The sequence below is a fragment of the Shewanella sp. SG44-6 genome (assembly GCF_014164185.1).
GTDB lineage: Bacteria > Pseudomonadota > Gammaproteobacteria > Enterobacterales > Shewanellaceae > Shewanella > Shewanella vesiculosa.
In genome coordinates this window covers 1-5380 of the sequence record NZ_JACJER010000202.1, presented here as the reverse complement: position 1 = coordinate 5380, position 5380 = coordinate 1, and the positions used below count along the sequence as shown (strand labels likewise).

7 protein-coding genes are annotated in these 5380 nt (G+C 43.6%); all 7 read right to left on the bottom strand.

Features of this window, described 5'->3' with window-relative positions; translation table 11 throughout:
* Positions 1-360: 360 nt before the first annotated feature.
* Positions 361-1473 carry an ABC transporter ATP-binding protein gene (locus H5185_RS21105; protein WP_124017742.1) on the bottom strand — a complete coding sequence of 371 codons (1113 nt, stop codon included), beginning with the start codon at positions 1471-1473 and terminating at the stop codon, positions 361-363.
* A complete protein-coding gene (gene modB, locus H5185_RS21100; RefSeq protein WP_124017743.1) occupies positions 1457-2137 on the bottom strand; it encodes a molybdate ABC transporter permease subunit in 681 nt (226 codons plus the stop codon). The genes H5185_RS21105 and modB overlap by 17 nt, the downstream gene beginning before the upstream one ends.
* Positions 2137-2985: a molybdate ABC transporter substrate-binding protein gene (gene modA, locus H5185_RS21095; RefSeq protein ID WP_182743085.1), complete on the bottom strand. Its 849-nt coding sequence runs from the start codon at positions 2983-2985 to the stop codon at positions 2137-2139. The genes modB and modA overlap by 1 nt, the downstream gene beginning before the upstream one ends.
* 42 nt (positions 2986-3027) lie before the next feature.
* On the bottom strand, positions 3028-3495 hold the full coding sequence (gene moaE, locus H5185_RS21090; RefSeq protein ID WP_124017745.1) for a molybdopterin synthase catalytic subunit MoaE: 468 nt from the start codon (positions 3493-3495) through the stop codon (positions 3028-3030).
* A 1-nt stretch (position 3496) separates the two neighbouring features.
* Positions 3497-3745 (bottom strand): molybdopterin synthase sulfur carrier subunit, encoded by a 249-nt coding sequence (gene moaD, locus H5185_RS21085; protein ID WP_124017746.1) that lies wholly within the window; start codon positions 3743-3745, stop codon positions 3497-3499.
* 74 nt (positions 3746-3819) lie between these two features.
* A complete protein-coding gene (moaC, locus tag H5185_RS21080; RefSeq protein WP_124017747.1) occupies positions 3820-4296 on the bottom strand; it encodes a cyclic pyranopterin monophosphate synthase MoaC in 477 nt (158 codons plus the stop codon).
* A gap of 83 nt (positions 4297-4379) precedes the next feature.
* The coding region (gene moaA / locus H5185_RS21075) for a GTP 3',8-cyclase MoaA (RefSeq protein WP_259396277.1) at positions 4380-5380 on the bottom strand (1001 nt) is incomplete at its 5' end.

The window sequence follows — 5380 nt, the reverse complement described above, 5'->3', positions numbered from 1 at the left end:
ATTGATCATAAATACCATTTTAAATGATGCTGAAGCGCCATTTTATGACATAAAATCAGTATAAAAGATCGAATAGAGTGATCAAACTCGCGCCAATAGTAGGCTGTGTTATCTTATTCGGCACTGATGCGTCTCACAAGCTAATCGGCGCAGCAAACTGAGCTAAAAAGTTATTTAAAATAAATTAACGATCCAAGTTAAGACAAAGGGCTGTTGAACATTGATGGCTAAATTGGGTTCGAGATAAACAGTTTCTAATACGACATAAGTTGTGGCACTTAGCCATTCTGAGAAAATACCTTATAACTAAAGGGAAAAATCGTTTAGCCGTCCCCTTCTGGCTGCATTCATCTTAAAAGATCAACTGTCTCTGATATTTAAAATATGAATTTGGTCTGACTTGAGCGCTATGGTCGTTTGCACTCCTGCCGCGATTGATAACTTTTGCACTAAATGAGTTGGTACATCAGCATTAATGATTGACCCTATGCCAACAACTGATGCGATCACCCGAGAGGATTCGCCCATTATCAATACAGATTCAATGAAGACCTCTAACTTATTTATGCTCTTGCACAGACGACCACTGCTAATGGCATTAAAGCGAATCCCTTGATTGGGAATAACCCAACGAATAGCTTGACCAATCTCTAATGTGGGGGCGCTATCACAGACGATGAGTTCATCACCCAGTGTAAACTGAGTGATGTTGCGTTCAATATCTTGTGACACAACTTGGCCATCAAAAATATTTCTCAAGCCCATCTGTCTCGCAACCGCCTCATCATTAGGATGAGATAACACCTCAAAGGGCTTGCCTTGTTGCAGCATCCTACCCTGACTAATTAATATCATTTTATCGGCCAGTAACAAGGCCTCGTGAATATCATGGGTTACCATAATTACCGGTATGGATAGTTGTTGCTTCAAACGCGCTAACTCTATGTATAAGCGCTCACGAGTTTCTTTATCTACCGCAGAAAAGGGCTCATCTAATAACAAAATAGCCGGCTCACGTGCCAGCGCTCGCGCAAGCGCAACTCGTTGGCGCTGTCCACCCGATAATTGTGCGGGTAAACGATCAGGTAATCCATGCAAATTGACACGTTCCAACCAATCTAGTGCACGTTGCTTTCTTAAGGCTTTGGGCACATGATCAAGCCCAGAAATGACATTATCTAACGCCGATAAATGCGGAAACAAACCAAAATGCTGCGGCATATAACCAATATGTCGTTGCTGTGGTGTGAGTGAAATAGACTGTTGTGCATCAAACCACAACTGTTCACCACAATGAATCTGCCCCTGTTGCGGTAATGTCAAACCAGCAATCATTCTCAGTAGTGTTGTTTTACCACCACCCGATGGGCCAACAACCGCTAAGACCTCACCCGCTTGGCAACTAAAATGCGCTTTTAATGGAATAGGTAGTGTTTGTGAAATATCACAAGTAAGATCAGCGTGGCGAGGCATTATAATGCCCTCCTAAACGCCTCGACATACTGGTAGTGAGTGCTAATGCGCTTACCGCAAACAACAATAAGACTAAAGACATCATCCCTGCCGAATCAAAATCGAATGCCTGCACACTATCATAAATGGCTATTGAGATAGTTTTAGTTTCACCCGCAATGTTACCGCCCAGCATTAACACCACACCAAATTCACCCAGCACATGGGAGAAACACAGTACTAGGGCGGTTAATACACCAGGCCAAATCATGGGTAACTCAACTCGAAAAAAAATCCGTAATCGGCTCATACCACAACAAGCCGCAGCGTCGCGAATATCGATAGGAATAGTTTCAAACGCACGTTGAATAGGCTGAACAGCAAAGGGAATATTAACAATAATAGAGGCTATGACTAACCCTGAGAAATGAAACACCAGTTGTTGACCTGTTAATTGTTCAACCCACTGGCCAATCATGCTCTGATTGCCTAAACCGACCAATAAGTAATAGCCAATAACAGTCGGGGGCAATACTAATGGTGCCATGATCAGAGCCTCAAGCAATGACTTGCCCTTAAACTGACGGTACGCTAACCATCGCCCAACCACTATGGCCAGCGGAATTAACACTACAACGGTAAAACAACTTAATCTTACCGACAGCCACAGCGCTTGCCAATCCATTAGTCACCCTGCTTAACGACAGGCTTAGGTAAGTTAAATCCAAATTGCGTTAACACTTGCCGCGCCTCATTAGATTGCATGTATTGATAGAATAGCTCGGCCGTTTCAGATGCCTGTGGCATCAATGCCATCCGTTGATTAAGAGGTTGAAATAACACGTCTGGAATAATCACGTAGTTACCGCGCTTAGCAAACTCAGGTGTTAACACCAAGGATAACGGCACTATACCGCCTTGAGTGGAACCACTAATGGTAAATTGGGTCGCTTGTCCGGCATTCTCACCTAAGATCAGCATCGGCTGGAGTGCATCCCATAAACCTTTTGCCTTGAGAACTTCACGGGCACTCACTCCATAAGGTGCATGATCTGGATTGGCAATGGCGAAACGAGATAGCTTTCCATCATCGATTAACTGCCTTAAGCCCACAAGCTCTGGGTCTAAAATCAATGGCGAAGCCTTAGGAGCAGCAAGAGCTAAACGTCCGATGGCATAAACAATGCCCTCGTCTTGAGTAAAGCCCGCTTGATGTAACTTATCAATATAACCTTCATCAGCACTGAGCATCATCTCAAATGGAGCGCCATGCTGAATTTGGGTGATAAAATTACCCGATGAACCATAACTAATCCGCAGTTCCAAGCCTGTTTGCTGTTGAAAACGCGTCGCGATTTCATCTACTGCAAACTTAATATTAGCCGCTGCAGCAATGGCCGGAGCATCGCTGGCCAAGCTTGCGGAACTGAACCCAATCACACCAACCGTCGCCAGTAACGCCGCCATACCACTTGCGTTAATATACTTTACCAGCCGATAAAAAATTGGAGTAATGCTATTAATGAAAGGCATTGAGAGATTATCCTTACTGTATACCAGTAATACGGAACAATATTACTTTTTCCACATTTGAGCCGCTTGTTGATCGCTATCACGCGCTTCAACCCACTTACTGCCAGTATCGCCCGCTTCCAGTTTCCAAAAAGGGGCTTTGGTTTTTAAGAAGTCGATTAAAAACTCACACGCTGCAAAAGCGGCTTTACGATGGGCACTGGTGACACCGATAAAGACTATTTGCTCACCAAGTGTTAGCGTACCCACTCGATGAATAATGGTCACTTTGTTTAACGGCCACCGCTCACAAGCCTGCTGGCTAATCTGTAATAAAACCGACTCTGTCATTCCAGGATAATGCTCTAGGGTTAGATCGGTTACGGCGCAGCCATCATTAAAGTCACGAACTTTGCCAACAAAATTGACTACTGCACCATCCTGATTATCGCAAGCCAAGAGCGCATACTCATCGGCAACGCTAAAATCTTCAGCATGCACACGGACAATAATTTGATTGCTCTGTTTCATATTACCCTCCTGTGACCGGAGGGAAAAAGGCCACTTCATCACCGTCATTTACAGGCGAATCCCATTGGCTCATGGTTTGATTAATCGCCACCAGCAATTTGTCTGATGCCAACACTTTAGCCCACTTATCATCAGTGGCAGCAAGCGCAGCACGTAATGCTTCGGCGGTGTCTATATTGTCGGCACTGTGTTCGACTTTAGCGGTATCGAGTAATTCGCGAATTTGCGCAAAAAATAACACTTGGATCATAGTGGTCTCTCAATGCATTTATTCATAAAACATATTGGATGAACGTTAGCTCATATAAGGCAGTATAAGGCAGCTTAAGCTTGAAAATGGCCAGATTTACCGCCGCGTTTTTCAAGCAAACGAACTTGAGAAATAATCATGTCTTTTTGTACAGCCTTACACATATCGTAAATAGTTAAGGCAGCGACAGAAGCAGCCGTTAGCGCTTCCATTTCTACACCGGTTTTACCCGATAGCTTACATAAACTAGTAATGCGCACACGATTGTGCTCAGGCTGAGCTTCAAGCTCAACTTCCACTTTAGTCAGCATTAACGGATGACATAAAGGTATTAAATCAGCAGTTTTTTTAGCCGCTTGAATACCGGCAATACGTGCGGTAGCAAACACATCACCTTTGTGATGGCTGCCATTCATAATCATCGCTAAGGTAGTGGGAGCCATATCAATAAAGGCTTCTGCGCGGGCTTCGCGCTCAGTGACGGCTTTTTCAGTGACATCAACCATATGGGCATTGCCATCGGCGTTAATATGGGTAAAACGATTGCTCATGCTACTGCCTTAATAAAAATTCAATGTCTATCGACTGAGCGTCACAAAAATGTCCGCATCAGTCGGTTTAGCTCAATAACCGCTTAACCACCAATAGAGGCAAGATGCTGAGTCACACCGGTAATACCTTGATGTAGATAATGGGTTTCTTTTTTCTGCGCTAATTGACCGTGTAACCGAGTGATTAACTCATCTTGCTGTGAAGTGTCTTGCAATAAATCGCGCAAATCTAGGCCATTTTCAGTAAATAAGCATAAATGTAATTTACCTTTGGCTGATACGCGCAAGCGATTGCAGCTGGCACAGAAGTTTTTAGCATAGGGCATAATTAGCCCGATACGACCTTGGTAGTCGGCATGACTAAAGTTCTGTGCAGGACCATCATCAACGCTCGGTAAATCGTATAACCAGCCTTGCTGCTCAAGTTGTTTTTTGATATCAACGCCAGCTAAATGATGCGCATTAAAGTAGTCGCGACCCAAGCCCGTTTCCATTAACTCAATAAAGCGTAAATCAATAGGTATATGTTTAATCCACTGTAAAAACCGTGGTAAATCTTTATCGTTTAAGCCTTTAAGTAATACGGCGTTGACTTTAACCCGCTCAAAACCCGCTTCCAATGCAGCATCAATACCGCGCATAACAAGATCAAACTTATTTTCGCCGGTAATTTGATAAAACATTTTAGGATCTAAGCTATCAACGGAAACATTAATACGCCGTAAACCAGCTTCATACCATTCTTTAGCATTCTGCTGTAAACGATAACCATTGGTGGTCATTGCTACGGTATTAATATTGGGATTCGCCGCAACAATCCGCACAATATCAGTGAAATCTTTGCGCAGAGTGGGCTCACCACCAGTGATACGAACTTTTTGAGTGCCAACGGCGCCAAAGCCTGCAACAAGATTTTCAATCTCATTGAGGGTTAAAAAGCTCGGTTTGCCATCGGGTTTATACCCATCTGGCAAACAATAGGAACATTTGAAGTTACAAACGTCAGTGACTGACATTCGTAAATAGTGAAACCTTCGACCAAAACTATCTTGTAATTGGGACATGTTAACCTTTCCAAGTGTGG